Origin of the sequence: Steroidobacter agaridevorans (assembly GCF_009932555.1) — a bacterium.
Classification (GTDB): Bacteria; Pseudomonadota; Gammaproteobacteria; order Steroidobacterales; family Steroidobacteraceae; genus Steroidobacter; species Steroidobacter agaridevorans.
In genome coordinates, this window is sequence record NZ_BLJO01000005.1 from 494,491 (window position 1) to 509,634 (window position 15,144).

At 63.2% G+C, this 15,144-nt stretch carries 12 protein-coding genes; 5 read left to right on the top strand and 7 right to left on the bottom strand.

Going from position 1 to position 15,144, the window contains the following annotated elements:
• Positions 1-15: 15 nt before the first annotated feature.
• From GYH35_RS20345 to GYH35_RS20355, 3 genes are all read right to left on the bottom strand, one after another.
• Positions 16-3,669 (bottom strand): ABC transporter permease/M1 family aminopeptidase, encoded by a 3,654-nt coding sequence (locus GYH35_RS20345; protein WP_161829338.1) that lies wholly within the window; start codon positions 3,667-3,669, stop codon positions 16-18.
• A gap of 21 nt (positions 3,670-3,690) precedes the next feature.
• The gene (locus GYH35_RS20350) at positions 3,691-4,584 is read right to left on the bottom strand and encodes an ABC transporter ATP-binding protein (protein ID WP_161812711.1); all 894 of its coding nucleotides are present in this window, start codon (positions 4,582-4,584) and stop codon (positions 3,691-3,693) included.
• A 112-nt stretch (positions 4,585-4,696) separates the two neighbouring features.
• Entirely contained in the window at positions 4,697-5,149 is a 453-nt protein-coding gene (locus tag GYH35_RS20355; protein WP_161829339.1) for a DUF6249 domain-containing protein, read from the bottom strand.
• Positions 5,150-5,362: 213 nt separating this feature from the next.
• Here GYH35_RS20355 and GYH35_RS20360 point away from each other — a divergent pair, with 213 nt between their 5' ends.
• The 3 genes from GYH35_RS20360 (at position 5,363) to GYH35_RS20370 (ending at position 8,479) form a co-directional block, all read left to right on the top strand.
• Positions 5,363-5,941, top strand: coding sequence for an RNA polymerase sigma factor (locus GYH35_RS20360; protein ID WP_161812709.1), 579 nt, complete (start codon positions 5,363-5,365; stop codon positions 5,939-5,941).
• 2 nt (positions 5,942-5,943) lie between these two features.
• Entirely contained in the window at positions 5,944-6,486 is a 543-nt protein-coding gene (locus GYH35_RS20365) for an anti-sigma factor family protein (protein WP_161812708.1), read from the top strand.
• A gap of 97 nt (positions 6,487-6,583) precedes the next feature.
• Positions 6,584-8,479 (top strand): potassium transporter Kup, encoded by a 1,896-nt coding sequence (locus GYH35_RS20370; RefSeq protein WP_161812707.1) that lies wholly within the window; start codon positions 6,584-6,586, stop codon positions 8,477-8,479.
• 55 nt (positions 8,480-8,534) lie between these two features.
• Here the strand turns inward: GYH35_RS20370 and GYH35_RS20375 are convergent, their stop codons facing one another.
• From GYH35_RS20375 to zwf, 4 genes are all read right to left on the bottom strand, one after another.
• Entirely contained in the window at positions 8,535-9,110 is a 576-nt protein-coding gene (locus tag GYH35_RS20375) for an ANTAR domain-containing response regulator (protein ID WP_161812706.1), read from the bottom strand.
• Between the two features lie 88 nt (positions 9,111-9,198).
• Complete coding sequence (locus GYH35_RS20380; RefSeq protein WP_161829340.1) at positions 9,199-10,188, bottom strand: glucokinase; 990 nt, start codon at positions 10,186-10,188, stop codon at positions 9,199-9,201.
• Positions 10,189-10,198: 10 nt separating this feature from the next.
• Positions 10,199-10,900, bottom strand: coding sequence for a 6-phosphogluconolactonase (pgl, locus tag GYH35_RS20385; protein ID WP_161812704.1), 702 nt, complete (start codon positions 10,898-10,900; stop codon positions 10,199-10,201).
• A 32-nt stretch (positions 10,901-10,932) separates the two neighbouring features.
• Positions 10,933-12,393 (bottom strand): glucose-6-phosphate dehydrogenase, encoded by a 1,461-nt coding sequence (gene zwf / locus GYH35_RS20390; RefSeq protein ID WP_161812703.1) that lies wholly within the window; start codon positions 12,391-12,393, stop codon positions 10,933-10,935.
• Positions 12,394-12,634: 241 nt separating this feature from the next.
• On the opposite strand from zwf, the gene edd reads away from it, so the two are divergent.
• Positions 12,635-14,473 carry a phosphogluconate dehydratase gene (gene edd, locus GYH35_RS20395; RefSeq protein WP_161812702.1) on the top strand — a complete coding sequence of 613 codons (1,839 nt, stop codon included), beginning with the start codon at positions 12,635-12,637 and terminating at the stop codon, positions 14,471-14,473.
• 38 nt (positions 14,474-14,511) lie between these two features.
• Positions 14,512-15,141, top strand: a complete 630-nt coding sequence (gene eda / locus GYH35_RS20400) for a bifunctional 4-hydroxy-2-oxoglutarate aldolase/2-dehydro-3-deoxy-phosphogluconate aldolase (RefSeq protein ID WP_161812701.1) — start codon at positions 14,512-14,514, stop codon at positions 15,139-15,141.
• The last annotated feature ends 3 nt before the right edge of the window (positions 15,142-15,144 follow it).

Consider the following 15,144-nt stretch of genomic DNA (forward strand, 5'->3'; position numbering starts at 1 on the left):
GCCGGCGTTGGTCGCTCAAGTCTTGCCGGCGGCCGGCTCCTTCGCGGTCGGCGCGGCTATCGCATCCTCGAGCTCCACGGTCTTGCGATTGTCATCCGGCAGACGGTCGATCAGCTTGTTATACGGATCGAAGCCGACTTCGTAAGGCATCGCGTCCACCGTCATCGTGAACTTGCCGCGAGGCTGCGTGATCCGCTTGCGCTCCAGATAGAGCGGCTTCTCCAGACGCTCGCTCTCGCCCTCTTCGCGCGCGAACACGCCGACCTCGATCCAATCATCCAACGCGAGGTTGGTCTCTCGGCCCATGCCGTCGCCTTCGCGCTTGGCCATTTCGTACTCGATGGTCACATCGTACTTGCCATTGCGCGGCGTCACCGACGCCGACACGACGCGGTTGTCGTAGAAGATGATCTTGGCGAGCAACTCGTCGATCACCGGGTACTTCTCAGCAGTCGTCTGTGCGCGGATGTAATCGACCAGCTCGAGCGTCGTCGTGTACGGCGCCTGCTGATATGCCTTGTCGCGAATGTAGTTCGCCAGAGCGCGATTGAGATTCTCCTCGCCGATCTCGTCACGCAAGCGATACAGCACCACCGATCCCTTGCCGTAGTGGATGTATTGCTGATCCTCGACGCGCATCAGCGGCAACTCTTCGATCAGCTCGCCGCCGCGGCCGCGCAGATACCGATCCAGCTCGTACTTTAGAAAGCGGCGCATGTGCTCGCGCCCATATTCCTTTTCCATGACCATGAGCGCCGAGTACTGCGACAGCGACTCCATCAGCATGGTCTGACCCTGCACGTCCGCACCGATGACTTGATGGCCCCACCATTGATGCGCCATCTCGTGCGCGGTCACATAGAACACGTAGTCGATGCTGTCGGGATCGGTGAGATCGGCGATGAAGCCGATGCTCTCCGAGAACGGAATGGTGTTCGCGAAGCTCTGCGCAAACCTCGCATAGCGCGGAAATTCCAGAATGCGAACCTGCCGGTGCTGGTACGGCGAGAAGTTGGTCGTGAAGTAATCGAGCGACTTGCGGGTCGCATCGATCATCCGGTCGACGTTATAGGCGTGCTTGGGATCGTGATAGATCTCGATGGGCAGGCCGCGCCACTCGCCGCGCTTCACCTCCCAGCGCGCCGACAGGAAGCAATAGAACGGCAGCATCGGCCGATCCATCTTGTAGTGGAAGTAGCGGCGGCCGTTCTCGGTCCACTCGCGTTGCAGATAACCCGGAGCAAGCGCGATCTGATCGGCGCTGGTGCTGACCGTCGCTTCGAAGTTGATCCAGTCGGAATCGACGATGCCCATGGTGCCGCGCGCATGCTCGTCTTCCAGTTTCGCCTTGCGCGGCACTTCGCCGAGGCCGCGCTTGCGACGCTCGTTCCGATCCAGGATCTGGCGCGACTCGTCGTAGCCGAAATGCGGCATCTCATTGCTGTTGAAGAATGTGCCATTGGCATTGAGCGTCGAGCGCAAATCGCCCGCGCCTGTCGACGGCGGCATGCCACTATTCGTAAAGCCTCGTTCCGCGCGCTCGAGGACGAAGTCGAAGTCCAGCGCCGCGCCGGGAGCCAAGGGTTCGCGCAGCGCATAGATGCGCATGCCAGCCTCGCGATCTTCCTTCTTCATGACCAAACCGGCAGGCTTGGTCACTTCGATGCGCGAGCTGACGTTCGTGTACACGTGCAACTCGGGAATCGCCACGTCGTGCTTGTTGATCAGACGATAGTGGCCCCGAATGACCGAGCGGCGCTCCTCGGGATAGATATCCACGTCGGCACGCACATCGAGGACCCGAGGCTGTGGCAGATCCTTGAACTGCCGATACTCCTTCTCCATGCGCGCCTGGCGGTCCAGCGCCACATCTTCGGGCAGGTACTCGTTGACGACATTGGTGTTATAGAAAATCCAGCCGCCCGTGACGACGAACGCCAGCGCCAGGCCCGCAAGCACGGCGGTCTGAGGACCGCGCAGGCTGCGCAACGCGTCGCGCCAGCGACGGCTCCAGTTCGACGCCGTGCCACGCACCCAGAATGCGTTCGCGAGCACGATCAGCATCGCGGCGAACAGTGTCCAGTACGTCTGGAACCACGCGAACGGCTGCAACAGATGACCGTACCCGTTCATATCCGAGTACGTCATGGCCGGCGCGCCGCCATAGAGATACAAGTTGTGTTCGTAGCCGATCCGGCTCAGTACGATCTGCGCGAGCAGCACCAGGATGAGCAGCAGATAGCCGATGAACTTCTGATTGCTGACGACCTGCAGGAACAGCGCCAGCGCGCCCATCAACACCCAGGGCCAGGAGTCGATGAAGGCGGCCTGCAGAAAAACCAGCGGCTCGAGATTCGTATAGCCGTGCCACAACTGATAGCCGATTGCCGCCAGCACGCCGAACCCAACGAAGGCAACGACGACCGCGGTGATCGCGCCGAGCTTTGACAGCAGCGGCACCCAGTTCGGCACCGGCAACGAGTCGGTCACCTCGGCGAGCCTGGCGTCACGCTCACGCCACAACACGTCGCCCGCGTAGAACGTGACAATGATGATCAGCAGGAACTGATAGCTGCCCTGCATGGACTGCATCATCAGCGCCGTGACCGGGTAGATGGGGGTGCCGAACGTGTTGTCGATCGCGACCGAGCTGCCCAGATAGTTGAACAGGCCGAACGCCAGCAGCACCAGGAACGGAATGCTCCGGAGCACCGACTTGGTGTCGAACCACGCGAGATGAATGAATTGACCGAAGGCGGTCGCGGCGTCGAACGCTCGCGGCGCTGCTGGCGCCGTGGCGATTGCTCTTGGCGCACTGGCCGACACCTCTTCGCTCTTGCGCGAGCGCTGCCACCAATGTTTCTTCGCCCGCTGCCGCTGCGGCTTGAAGAGCAACTGCGTCGCCACCAGCATCACCACCGCGACACCGGCCCAGATCAGACGATTCGACAACACCAGGCCGCTCAGCTCGGGCAACTGCGTGTTGCGCTCGGCCACCGACCAATAACGCATTACCTGCGCGATCGCCTCGCCGCCGAGCGGATCGATCAGCGCCGAGATCGTGTTGTATTGAATGTCCTTGGTGAGCGCGCCGGAGATCGACCACAACGCCACGAAGGCAATCACGCCAATGAACACGAACAACAACCGTCGCGTCGTCACCGCGAGCAATCCCAGCAGCGCGCCGGTGAACAGCAGATTCGGAATGATCATGACCCCGAAGCCCCACAGATACGGGGCCAGCGAGAACGGCCCGAGCCGCTGCGGATCGATCCACGGCATGACCGAGCCGAGCATCATGCCCAGCGCAGTGACGATCATGACGATCAACGCCATGAACGAGCCCGCGGCAAACCGTCCCCACAGATACGTCGCCTTGTTCAGCGGCTTGCTGAAGAACAGCTCCTCGGTGCCGAGCTCGAAATCACGCAGCAACGGCTGCGCGATCAGCGCGACGGCGACGAACAGGCCGAGCGTCGAGAACACATCGAGGAACGTCAGGATGACGTACGGCGCGTTGCGGTTCACATTGCCGATGCCCTCGCCGATCGTAATCATGTCGCTCGTGGTTGCGCCGAACGCCATCAGCGCGAATACCAGCGCGACCACCCAGGGCAACGGCGAGCGCAGCTGATAGCGCAGCTCGAAACGGAAGAATTCGCTGAACATACGCGCGTCTCCCGATGGGTTTCAGGCGGCCGCGAGAGTGGCCGGCGCCGCACCGTGCTGGCGCAAGCGCTGGAAATAAACATCCTCCAGGTCCGGATCGACGGCCGCGAAGCCCTCTTCGGGGCGCGCCTCGCTGTACACATGAATCAACGGCTCGCCGGCGATCAAGCGCGTCGACAGCACGGTGTAGCGCGACTGGTAGTCCGGCAGCGTCGACTTGCTGACCAGCTTGCTCCATACCCGATCGCGCATGGCCGCGATGGCCTCGCGCGGCTCGCCGCTCATCAACACTTCGCCACGGCAGATCATGGCCATGCGCGGACACAGATCGGTCACGTCTTCGACGATGTGCGTCGAGAGAATGACGACGACCTGACCGCCAATATCGGCGAGCAGATTCAGGAAACGATTGCGCTCTTCGGGATCCAGGCCGGCGGTGGGCTCATCGACGATCACGAGCTTCGGATTGCCGAGCAGCGCCTGCGCGATGCCGAAGCGCTGACGCATGCCGCCGGAGAATGTGCCGAGCCTGCGCTTGCGCACGTCCCAGAGATTCACCTGACGCAGCAGCGCCTCGACCACATCGGCGCGCTCGCCCCGGTTCAAATAGCCCTTCAACACGGCCAGATGATCGAGCAGGCCGAGCGCGCTCACTTTCGGATAGACCCCGAAGTCCTGCGGCAGATACCCGAGCGTGCGCCGGATCGCCATCTTGTTCGCGATCACATCGATGCCGTCGAACGTGATGCTGCCCGCGTCCGGATCCTGCAACGTCGCGATGGTCCGCATCAGCGAGGACTTGCCGGCGCCGTTCGGGCCGAGCAGGCCGAACATGCCGGCGGGAATCTGCAAAGAAACGTTGCGTAGCGCGGTCACATTGCCGTAGGACTTCGACAGATTGCGAATCGTGAGCATGAGCGTCTCCTTGACGCCGGCTGCAGGCCAGCGCACTCATTTGGACGAGCTTGTCGGGACGAGCCCTGGGCGGGCTGGCGAATCGAATTCTTGGTTTTGATGCAGCCGGTGCTTAGAGGGTTGCAGGCCCCTGCGAATATCTGCCGTTGCGCTCGGCGCGATCGCGCATGTCCTGTTCCTGCTGACGCGCTTCGACGTGACGGCCTTCGACGGCGTAATAGATGAGATAAGCGAGGCCGATGGCCAGCGGCACCAGACCGAACACCACCGGCAAGTCATCGCCGATGCTGATCGAGCCGGCGACCATCGCCAGGCCGATGAAGAACCACACCAACCCCGGCAACAGCGAGCTGCGGGGCCGGCGGCGGCTCTGGCCGTCGATGAGCTCGAGCGGCAGCGGCGGCACTTCCATGCCGCGCTCGATGGCGGCCATGCGCTCGGCGTGGCTCAGTTCCATGAGGCGCACCCGCTTGCGGTAGTTCAGGGCGATCCAGATGATGACAGCGGATAACGGCAGGCCCAACGAAAAAACGATGGCCAGAATCGGAACGAGATCGCTGAGCATGTTGCCTGCCTCGAAATACCAGATTTCCAAACGTGGGGTTGGGACGCGCCCCACCCCCTGCAAGGTTGCACCTCCCCACGCCGATTTTGCCGGGTCGGTGAACAACCCGTTGTAACCGGCCGACGGCGGCGGTGTTAGGACTAATAAATCGCTCACATTGTTAAAGTGAGCCCACTGCAACCTTTTCCCCACCCCCACACGTCCCAACAGCCAATGACGTCCTCGTCAGCTTTCCAGGCAGACGCCGACATTCAAGAGCGGCTGCAGGCCAAGCAATATCGCGAGGCGTTCGCGTTGTTGTTGCCACGTTATCGGGATAAGGTTTTCCGTCTCATATTCAGTATGTTACGCGATCGCGCATTGGCTGAGGACACTACCCAGGACGTGCTCCTGCGGATCTGGAAGGCGTTGCCCGGCTTCGCCGGCCAGTCGCAGCTGTCGACCTGGATCTATGCGATCGCCAAGAACGGCGCTCTGTCCGAGATCCGCAAGCGCAAGCCCACGGTATCGCTGGACCAGAACGACGACGAGGATGGCTACAACCCGGCCGTCGCCGCCCTGGCCGCGCCGGAAGCCGACGACTCGGCGACGGTCAGCGTCGGACAGCTGCTCGACCAACTCCCCGAGCGGTACCGGCAGGCCGTGGTGCTGTTCTATATGGAGGACAAGTCTTACGACCAGACCGCGGCCAGCCTCGGGTTGCCCTTGGGTACGGTCAAAGCCTTGCTTCATCGCGCCCGTAAGCGCCTAATCGAGCTGAACAAGGAAGCGGAGGCCGCCACCGCCGCCTGACCATGAAGCAGCCAAACGATCATTCACACTGGGATCACGCCCTCCAGGACTGGCTGGATGGCGAGCTGAACGACGCGGAAAGCGCGGCGTTCGAAGCCCATTTGGCTGGCTGCGGGCTGTGTCAGCGCAGCCTGCCGGAATTCGAGGAGCTGGACCAGGCATTGGTCGAGTCGGCTCCGCCGCTGCAGCTCGACGCCAACTTCGACCAGGCCCTGCTCGCGCGGATCGACGCCATCGACGAGAGCAAGCGCCTGGAAGCCCGCCGCCGGCTCGAGCAGGAATGGCAGGAACAGATGCAGTCCCTGAGCCGCAACTGGCGCCGGACGCTGGCTTTTGTCATCCCGGGCATCATTGGCGGCATCGTGCTCGCCGTGGCGCTCATGACCTGGCTGGACAGCTCAGGCATCACCAGCAATCTGGTGGCCCAGGGCGCCGCCGAGCTGGGCGGCCGCTCCATCGACTACCTTCGTGTCAGCATCACCGCCGTGGTCGGCGCGGCCTTCGGTATGCTGATTGCCCCCTGGCTGGCCCGGCTGGCCGACTGACCTCGTGTGACGCCCAGCTTCGCTGGGTCCGTCCGAATCCTCTAGAATCCCGCGCCCTTGGCAGCTGCCGCCACGCCTAGCGTGTAATAACAACATCATGGGCCTCCGCTCATCCGATTCCGCCGACGGCGACCGTAACGGCGCTAACCGCAAACTGGTGCTGGCCGCCCTCGGCGTGGTCTTCGGCGATATCGGCACCAGTCCGCTCTACGCCCTGCGTGAATGTTTCAATCCAGCGCACGGCATCGCCGTGAACGAGGCGAACATCCTCGGGCTGCTGTCCTTGATCCTCTGGTCGCTGGTGCTGGTCATCTCGATCAAATATGTCGGCATCGTGCTGCGTGCCGACAACCGCGGCGAAGGCGGCGTGCTCGCACTCAGCACGCTGGTCTCCACGGCCAGCACCAACTGGAAAGTGTGGGCGCCGGTGAGCGCGGTCGGGTTGTTTGGCGCCGCGCTGTTCTTCGGCGACGGTTTCGTCACGCCCGCGATCTCGGTGTTGAGCGCGATGGAAGGCCTGACGGTCGCGACGCCCAAACTCGAGCGCTTCGTCCTGCCTGGCGCCGTGCTGATTCTTACGTCGCTGTTTCTGATGCAACGTCATGGCACGGGCGCGATGGGTCGATTGTTCGGTCCCATCACGCTGATCTGGTTCCTGACGCTCGCGGCGCTCGGCGCAAGTCATATCGCGGAATCGCCCAACGTGATCTTCGCGATCAATCCGCTGTACGCCGTGCACTTCTTCATCAACAACGGCGTCATGGGATTCGTCACGCTGTCCGCGGTGTTTCTCGCCGTGACCGGCGGTGAAGCCCTGTACGCCGACATGGGTCACTTCGGCCGCTCGCCGATCCGCAAAGGCTGGTTCATGATCGTGTGGCCGGCGCTGGTGCTGAATTACTTCGGCCAGGGTGCGCTGCTGCTGTCCGATCCGACCGCCATCAAGAATCCGTTTTATCTGCTCGCGCCGAGCTGGCTGCTGCCGTTCCTGATCGTGCTGGCCACCTGCGCGACCGTGATCGCTTCGCAGGCCGTGATCTCGGGCGTGTTCTCGATCACGCGCCAGGCGTTGAACCTGGGCTATCTGCCGCGCCTGCGCATCCTGCACTCTTCGGAAGAAGAGATCGGTCAGGTGTATGTGCCGTCCGTGAACTGGCTGTTGTTCGCGGGCACGCTGACGCTGATCCTCAGTTTCCGTTCCTCGAGCGCGCTGGCCGGCGCGTACGGCATCGCCATTTCGAGCACGATGCTGATCGACACCATTCTGGTCATGATGTTGCTCCGGGTGCGCATGGAGCCGCACAACCGCAAGATCATCGCGCTGCTGTCGCTGATCCTGATCGCGGAGTCGGCGTTCTTCTTCTCCAATCTGCTCAAGTTCGCTCACGGCGGCTGGCTGCCGGTGGCCGTGGCCATCGGTATATATATTTTGATGAGCACCTGGCAGGAAGGCCGGCGCACGCTGGCGTGGCTGATTGCTCGCGAGCAAATGCCGGTGCGCGACTTCATGACGATGGTGGAGAAAGAGCCGCCGACGCGCGTCGAAGGCACCGCCGTTTATCTCGCCGCCGAAGCGGGCGGCATGCCGCGCGCGTTGTTGAACAATCTGAAGTTCAATCGGGTTCTGCACAATCGCAATGTGCTGCTCACCTTCGTGCGGCCGGAAGTGCCGTTCGTACAGCCGGAAGAGCGCATCGAAGTACAACACCACGGCGATGGGCTGTGCCGGATCGTCGCGCGTTACGGCTTCATGGAAACGCCGAACGTCGTCGCCGCACTTCGGGGCGCCGAAGAAAAAGGCGTACCGTACGAGCCCGACTCGACGGTGTATGTGGTCGGCCGGGAGAACCCGATATTCACCTCGGGCTCCGGCATGCCGTTGTGGCGCAAACGACTGTTCGCGCTCATGGGCCGCAACAGCCAGCTCGCCGCCATCCATTTCGGCGTGCCGAGCCATCGGCTGCTGGAAGTCAGTAGCTTGGTGAAGCTGTAGAACAGACCACTTCTGGTGCAGACAGCGCAACGTCTGCACCAACTCGACCGGCCTTCTAGTTCAGCAGCTCGGCCATTTCGATCACCGATTTGGCCACGTCTCCCATGCGCCGGTTGCGCTCCATCGCCATGCGCCGGAGCGTGTGATACGCCTCGTCTTCGCTCAGGTTGCGCGCTTTCATCAGCAGGCCTTTGGCGCGCTCCACGAACTTCCGTTCAGCCAGCTTCTGCTGGGCGAGACCCAGCTCGCTGCGCAGGCCCGAGATGAAATCGAAGCGTGCCAGGGCAACTTGCAGAATTGCCGGGACGCGCGCTGCTTCGAGCCCATCGACTACATAGGCCGCGGCGCCCGCGCGCACGCCATTTTCAATGGCCTGCGACGAAGCATCGCCGCCGGCAAATACCGCAAACGGCATGGCGGTCGAGCCCATGGCGTCGAGCAGACGATCCAGCAGATCCAGCGAAGGCGAACGCGCTTCCAGCAGCAGCACGTCGGGCTTGCCCCGTTCCAGCGCCGGCAACAAAGCACTGTCCAGGGGCAGGACTTCGGTCAGTTCATGACCGCCCAGCCGCACTCCCGACTTCAGGATCTCCGCGCCATCGGCGGATTCAGCGACGACGAGCACACGCACGATGCACGCTCACTTGAGTTAGTAGGTGGAACCGGTGTTCCGATGCCTACCACGTTGCAATCCGTGTGCCAGGGGTCCGGAGTCGTGTTTACTGAGCTTCCAGGCGCGGCCCCGGGTCGGTGAACGCGCTGGCCAGGCCGAGCAGCGCCGGCAGCTCGGCGCGTATAACGAACGTCGGCACGCGCGAAACGTAATCGGTAAACCGGCCTTTGTCTTCGAACCGATCGCGGAAGCGCGAGCTGGTGAACATCGGGCCCAGTCCGGGCGCGATGCCGCCGCCGATATAGGCACCGCCCAGCGCACCGAGGGTGAGCACGAGGTTGCCGGCCATCGTGCCGAGCAGAGCGCAGAACATGCTGACTGTTTCGAAACAGAGCCGGCACGTTCCTTCCTGCGCGCGCTTGGTGATCTCGGGCGGGGTGAGTACCTCGGGAATCACACCTTCGACACCGCAGATCGCGTCGTACAACGTGACCAATCCCGGTCCTGAAATCACGCGCTCCGCCGAGACATGCGAGAACCGCTGCTGGAGCTGCTGAAGCACGGCGAGCTCACGCTCGTTCATCACGGACAACGTCACGTGACCGCCCTCCCCTTGCAGCGGAATCCAGTGTTCGCCGCTCGGAACCAATCCTGAAACCCCCAACCCCGTGCCCGGGCCGATAACGGCGATCGGTGCGTTCGGTTGCGCTTTGCCGCCGCCGATCTGCTCGAGGTCGCTGCCCTTCAGATGACGCACGGCCATCGCGAGCGCGGTGAAGTCGTTCAGCACGATGAGACGACGCAGCTGCAGTTGCTGTCGTGTGTGTGCGGCCGAGAACTGCCACACATGATTGGTCATGCGAATGATGTCGCCCGTGACCGGGCCGGCGATCGCGATCGCCGCTTCGAGCGGCCGACCGCTGGTCTTCGCACCGACGCGCTGCAGATATTCTTCGGCGGCCGAGACCAGATCGGGATAGTCGGCGCACGCCAGCACGACCTCATCGCGCCGGTCCATGCCATCGAGCAACGCGAAGCGCGCGTTGGTGCCACCGATGTCCGCGATCATGCGCGGAGGAATTGCTGTTCGGCTCATGTGCGGCTCTTCACGGCGCCCAATACACGTCCATGGGCACTTCCTTCTGGTGCAGCACCGAGCGCACCGGCAACTCGGCCACCGGCCCCGCCGCTTTCGCGCGCTGATAAACCTGCCACTTCGACTCCCCCTCGATATGCAAAATAATACGGCGCGAGTCCAGCAACGCCGACAGATTCAAACTCAGGCGCGCATGCGGCGCCGTCAGCGAGTTGATGGCGATGCAGCCCGGCGGGACCGACCGGTCCAGCGCCTTGCCCAAGGCCAGCGAGCCGGGAAACAACGACGCGGTGTGGCCGTCATCGCCCATTCCCAGCAACACCACATCGAACGGGTGCGGCACTCGGGTTAACGCGCGAGTGGCCCAATCGGCACCCGCCTCGGGCGCCGGCGCCGGGTTCTTCAATCCGACGAAATGCGCCGCCGCGGCCGGGCCGGTCAGCAGGGTTTCCCGCACCAGTTTCTCGTTACTCGCGGCCGCCGTGGTCTCCACCCAGCGCTCGTCGGCGAGCGTGATCCAGACCTTGGACCAGTCCAGCGCCTCGCCGCGCAGCTGCTCGAACAGCCTGGCGGGCGTGCGCCCGCCGGAGACCACCAGGCTGGCCGCACCCCGCTCCTGAATCGCTTCCTCGAGATCCACTTTGATCTCGCCCGACAGCGCATGGGCCAGGGCCAGCGAATCGGGAAAGCGGTGTTCGTGCACCCAGCTCATGGAGTTCTCACTGCCGCTACAACTACCTCTTATTACAGCTCGTTACGCCAGGCGAAGCCATCCCGGCCCAACAATGCGCTGGCCGCGGCCGGGCCCCAGCTGCCGGCGGTGTAGGTCTTGGGCGCCTCGTCCGACTGATCCCAGGCCTGGCGGATGGGATCGATCCACTGCCAGGCGGCCTCCAGCTCGTCACGGCGCATGAACAGGGTCAGATTGCCCTTCAACACATCGGTCAGCAGGCGCTCGTAGGCATCCAGGCGCGGCGCCTTGAAGGTTTCCGAGAAATCCAGGCTCAGATTGACCGGCCGCAGCCGCATGACCTCGCCGGGAAACTTCGCCAGCACGGTGAGCTCGATGCTTTCGTCCGGCTGCAGCTGGATCACCAGGCGGTTCAGCGCCTGCGGCGTGTCCGGGCGCTCGTAGATGGACAAGGGCACATCCTCGAATGTCACCACGATCTCGGACAGCTTTTCCTGCAGCCGTTTGCCGGTGCGCAGATAGAACGGCACGCCGACCCAGCGCCACGAATCGATGTCGACACGCAGGGCCACGAACGTTTCGGTCTTGCTGTCGTTCGGCACGTCTTTTTCATCGAGATAGCCGACGACGGGCTTACCGCCGGCCGCGCCGGCCTTGTACTGGCCGCGCACCGTCTTATGCAGCACATCGCGGCCTCGCAATGGACGCAACGCGCGCAGCACTTTGAGCTTTTCATCGCGCATCGCATCCGGATCCGAAGTCGCCGGCGGCTCCATCGCGATAATGCACAGCAGTTGCAGGAGATGGTTTTGCACCATGTCGCGCAACGCGCCGGTCTCATCGTAGAAGCCGGCGCGGCGCTCGACGCCGAGCTCTTCGGCGACCGTGATCTGCACGTGCTTCACACGGCCCCGGCGCCACAGCGGTTCGAACAGCGTGTTACCGAAACGCAGCGCCAGCAGGTTCTGCACTGTTTCCTTACCGAGATAGTGGTCGATACGGAAGATCTGCTGCTCGCTGAAAATGCGGCCGACCCGTTCGTTGATCTGCGCCGACGACGCCTGATCGTGACCCAGCGGTTTTTCCAGTACGACGCGCGAATTCGGGGTGGCGAGGGAATGTGTCGCGAGGCCTTCGCAAATGGGCGCGAACAGGTCCGGCGCGACCGAGAGGAAGAACGCGCGCCCGTGTTCATCACAACCTTCGAGCTTCTTCTTCAGGCCGGCGAAGTCCTCGGGGGCCGAGGCATCGACCTTCACATAGTCCACATGCTGTGCAAATTCTGCCCAGCGCTTCTCGTCGTAATCCTTGCCGAGGTAGGTCTGGCAGCTGGCCTGGACTTGCGCGAGATACTCATCGCGCGACAACTCGCTGCGCGCCACACCGAGCACGCGCGATTTGGCAGACAGATAGCCGGATGCCTTACGGCGATACAGAGCCGGCAGGAGCTTGCGCATGGCCAGATCGCCCGTGCCGCCGAACAGGACCAGATCGAAAGTCGGAAGAGGTTGCATGAATACTGACGCCTTGCAGGAAATCTCGATCGCAGCCCACTAAGTTAGCGCCCCAGTGTGATGCCCGCAAACGAACGACGAGACATTTTGTGGACATTTGTTTCGGTGCGCGGGCTGCGATTCCAAAAGTCCGCCCGATGATAGCGTGACTCCCGAAGCGATGCGCCGCGTGAGTGGGTAGAATCGCGGGCATGATTGAGCCAAATCCATTGATCCGCCGCGGGGCGGATACAGAGCACACATGAAGACCAGCGCACCCTTGCATGAACGCGTGCGCGCCGTAACCGAGAGGATTCGCGAGCGCAGCCAACCCACCCGCAGCGCCTATTTGGAGCGCATGCGAGAAGCACAGCGGAGAGATAAACCCACTCGCTCGGGCTTGTCTTGTACCAATCTGGCGCATGGCTTCGCGGCCATGGATACACAGGACAAAGACAAGCTGCGCGTCGCGCGTTGGCCTAATCTTGCTATCGTTTCCTCTTATAACGACATGTTGTCGGCACACCGGCCGCTGGAGCGTTATCCGGAGCTGATCAAGCTGGCCGCGCGCGAAGTCGGAGCGGTCGCGCAATTCGCCGGCGGCGTGCCCGCCATGTGCGACGGCGTGACGCAGGGCCAGCCAGGCATGGAGCTGTCGTTGTTCAGCCGTGACGTGATCGCGATGAGCACGGCGATCGCGCTATCTCACAACATGTTCGACGCCACGCTGTGCCTCGGTGTGTGCGACAAGATCGTGCCGGGCCTGTTGATGGGGGCGCTCACCTTCGGCCACCTGCCGACCCTCTTCGTGCCGGGCGGGCCGATGACTTCGGGCATTCCGAACAAAGAGAAGGCGCGCATCCGTCAGTTGTTCGCGGAAGGCAAAGTCGGCCGCGACGCGCTGCTCGAATCGGAAGCGCAGAGTTATCACTCGCAAGGCACGTGCACGTTCTATGGCACGGCCAACAGCAATCAAGTGATGATGGAAGTGATGGGCCTGCATCTGCCGGGCGCGGCCTTCGTCACTCCGAACACGCCCCTGCGCGATGCGCTCACCAGCGCCGCCGCCCGGCGTGCCGCGAAGATCACTGCGCTTGGCGATGAGTATCTGCCGCTGAGCCAGACGGTCGACGAGCGCGCCATCGTGAATGCGATCGTCGGCCTGCTCGCGACCGGCGGCTCGACCAACCATACATTGCACCTGGTCGCGATGGCGCATGCCGCGGGCATCAATATCAATTGGGACGATTTCAGCGACCTGTCGGAAATCGTGCCGTTGCTGGCGCGCATTTATCCGAACGGCGCGGCTGACGTGAATCACTTCCATGCCGCCGGCGGCATCGGCTTCCTGATTCGCGAGCTGATCAGCTCCGGTTTGTTACATCAGGACACGGTCACCGTGGTCGGTCAGGGGCTGGAGGCGTACACGCGCGAACCCTGGCTGTCGCCGAATGGTTTGGAATGGCGGCCTGCTCCCGCACAGAGCGGCGATCACGAAGTCCTGCGGCCGATTACCGACCCCTTCGGCGCCGACGGCGGACTGAAGGTGTTGCGTGGAAATTTGGGTCGCGGCGTGATCAAGACATCGGCGGTCCAGCCGCAACATCGCGTTGTCGAAGCGCCCGCGCGCGTGTTCGACGATCAGGAAGATGTGATCAAGGCGTTCAAGGCCGGCGAACTGGCGCGCGATTGCGTGGTCGTCGTTCGCTACCAAGGCCCGCGCGCCAACGGTATGCCCGAGCTGCATCAGCTGACACCGACGCTCACTTCCTTGCAGAGCAAAGGCTTCAAAGTCGCGCTCGTCACCGATGGCCGCATGTCCGGCGCCTCGGGTGCGGTGCCGGCTGCAATCCACATGTCGCCGGAATGTCTCGCGGGCGGTCCGATCGAGAAGGTGCAGGACGGCGATATCATCCGTCTCGACAGCTACACCGGCGTGCTCGAAGTGAAGGTGCCCGACGCCGTGCTGCGCGGCCGTGTGGTGCCGAAGCCGGATTTGAGCCGTAACAGCTTCGGCATGGGCCGCGAGTTGTTTGCTACGTTCCGAGCCGCCGCGGGGGATGCGGAAGCGGGCGCTGCTTCCGTCTATGGCGGGCTCTGAGTGACCAGTCATTCTTCAATATCATTTACATCGATCTCATGAATATTCGCTCCATTCTCGCACTCGCTCCCGTCGTTCCGGTGATCACTGTCGAGCACATCGATCATGCCGTGCCGCTCGCTCGCGCCCTGTGCGCCGGCGGCTTGCGTGTTCTGGAAGTCACATTGCGCACGCCCGCGGCCCTGCCTGCCATCGAAGCGATGCGTAAAGCGGTGCCGGATGCGGTCGTGGGCGTGGGAACGCTGGCGCGTCCGGGCGATTTTGTGACGGCTGGGAATGCGGGTGCGCAGTTCGGTGTGAGCCCTGGGCTCACTGCGGAGATGGCCGCCGCGGCGCGCGCTGCTTCGTTTCCGATGCTGCCCGGAATCATGACGCCGACGGAACTGCTGGCGGGATTGGGTTGGGGCTACGACACGTTCAAATTGTTTCCTGCCCAACAGGCCGGCGGCATCGGCATGCTGAAAGCGCTCGGCGCGCCGTTCCCCGAAGTGGTGTTCTGCCCCACCGGCGGCATCAGCCGTGCGACTGCGCCGGACTTTTTAGCGCTGCCCAACGTGGCATGCGTCGGCGGCTCGTGGGTCGCACCGACGGACAAGATCCGCGCGGGAGATTGGGCTGCGATTGAAGCGCTCGCGAAGGACGCAGCGTCGCTGGCGAAGGCGAAATAACGG

Coding starts and splice junctions, on each gene's coding strand:
- GYH35_RS20345 (WP_161829338.1), bottom strand. CDS start 3,669: ATGTTCAGCGAATTCTTCCGTTTCGAGCTGCGCTATCAGCTGCGCTCG.
- GYH35_RS20350 (WP_161812711.1), bottom strand. CDS start 4,584: ATGCTCACGATTCGCAATCTGTCGAAGTCCTACGGCAATGTGACCGCG.
- GYH35_RS20355 (WP_161829339.1), bottom strand. CDS start 5,149: ATGCTCAGCGATCTCGTTCCGATTCTGGCCATCGTTTTTTCGTTGGGC.
- GYH35_RS20360 (WP_161812709.1), top strand. CDS start 5,363: ATGACGTCCTCGTCAGCTTTCCAGGCAGACGCCGACATTCAAGAGCGG.
- GYH35_RS20365 (WP_161812708.1), top strand. CDS start 5,944: ATGAAGCAGCCAAACGATCATTCACACTGGGATCACGCCCTCCAGGAC.
- GYH35_RS20370 (WP_161812707.1), top strand. CDS start 6,584: ATGGGCCTCCGCTCATCCGATTCCGCCGACGGCGACCGTAACGGCGCT.
- GYH35_RS20380 (WP_161829340.1), bottom strand. CDS start 10,188: ATGAGCCGAACAGCAATTCCTCCGCGCATGATCGCGGACATCGGTGGC.
- pgl (WP_161812704.1), bottom strand. CDS start 10,900: ATGAGCTGGGTGCACGAACACCGCTTTCCCGATTCGCTGGCCCTGGCC.
- zwf (WP_161812703.1), bottom strand. CDS start 12,393: ATGCAACCTCTTCCGACTTTCGATCTGGTCCTGTTCGGCGGCACGGGC.
- edd (WP_161812702.1), top strand. CDS start 12,635: ATGAAGACCAGCGCACCCTTGCATGAACGCGTGCGCGCCGTAACCGAG.
- eda (WP_161812701.1), top strand. CDS start 14,512: ATGAATATTCGCTCCATTCTCGCACTCGCTCCCGTCGTTCCGGTGATC.